1 protein-coding gene and 1 pseudogene are annotated in these 1,039 nt (G+C 61.0%); both read left to right on the top strand.

The genetic code is table 11. The features are described from left to right. The coding region (locus AKN84_RS44280) for a tetratricopeptide repeat protein (protein ID WP_157863410.1) at positions 1–511 on the top strand (511 nt) is incomplete at its 5' end. A gap of 131 nt (positions 512–642) precedes the next feature. Continuing rightward, a pseudogene (locus AKN84_RS44275) lies at positions 643–884 on the top strand (ABC transporter substrate-binding protein); the annotation flags it as partial. Between the last annotated feature and the right edge of the window lie 155 nt (positions 885–1,039).

The raw sequence follows: 1,039 nt of genomic DNA, 5'->3' as shown, positions 1-1,039 counted from the left end.
CGATCCGTGGGCGCACCTTGCGCTGGGATTCGTGGCCTTTACCCGGCGGCATACCGACGAGGCGGCCGAGGAATTTGCACGCGCGCTTGATCTCAATCCGAACTTTGCCGCCGCGCATGGCTTTCTGGGCTGCGCGCTTGCCTTCGACGCCCGATCCGACCAAGCCATAGATCACATCGAACAGGCCATCCGCATGAGCCCCCATGACCCGCAGAACGCACTGCTCAATGCGGCGCTCGCTGCCGCTCATTACCAGGCGGGTCGCTACGCGGTAGCCGTCGGCTTCGGACGCAAGGCCATTCAACAGCGGTTTGAGTTGACCAACGGGCATCGCATTTACGTGGCGAGCTTGGCGTTGGCGGGCCGGATGGACGAAGCTCGCGCGGCCCTGGCGCAGCTTCAGGAACTGCATCCAGAAAATTCGATTGCCTGGATCGAGCGTAATGTCCCTTATACGCCCGGCCCAATGGCAAAATTCCTCGACGGTTTTCGCAAGGCGGGACTGCAATAGGCTCAAGACGCCGGTTTGCGAATGTCTCCTTATGGCCCCCTTAGCCGACATTCATTCAGACCGGCTTCGATGTCGCCTTTCGAAAGCCAAGCGGACGCCGTTGCGTGAACACGCGCCCGATCTCGGATGCCACCTACGGCTACAGCGCCGCCGAGCTGCTGGTGCAGGTGCTGCAGCAATGCGGCGATGATCTCTCGCGCGACAACGTCATGCGGCAGGCGGCGAATCTGAAGGACGTGAAGCTCGATCTGTTGCTGCCTGGCTTTTCCATCAACACCAGCCGCAGCGACTATCGTGTGGTCAAGCAGTCCCGGATGATGCGCGCTTCACCGGCGAACGTTGGGAACCGTTCGGGCCGATGGTCACGGATTGATGCTGCTGCGCCGGGAACGTCGACAAGACCGAATAGAATCGGCGGCGCGATCGATAGACAATCTTGTTGAATTAGATCAAGCGAGCCACGAACTCGGTTCACCTCTCCCCGACGGGGAGAGGTCGATTTGCAAATCGGGTGAGGGGCCGCGGCTC

Source organism: Bradyrhizobium tropiciagri (genome assembly GCF_001189845.1).
In the GTDB taxonomy this organism is placed as follows: domain Bacteria; phylum Pseudomonadota; class Alphaproteobacteria; order Rhizobiales; family Xanthobacteraceae; genus Bradyrhizobium; species Bradyrhizobium tropiciagri.
Note: the sequence above shows the minus strand (reverse complement) of the source record. Positions and strands in the feature narration are given on the sequence as shown.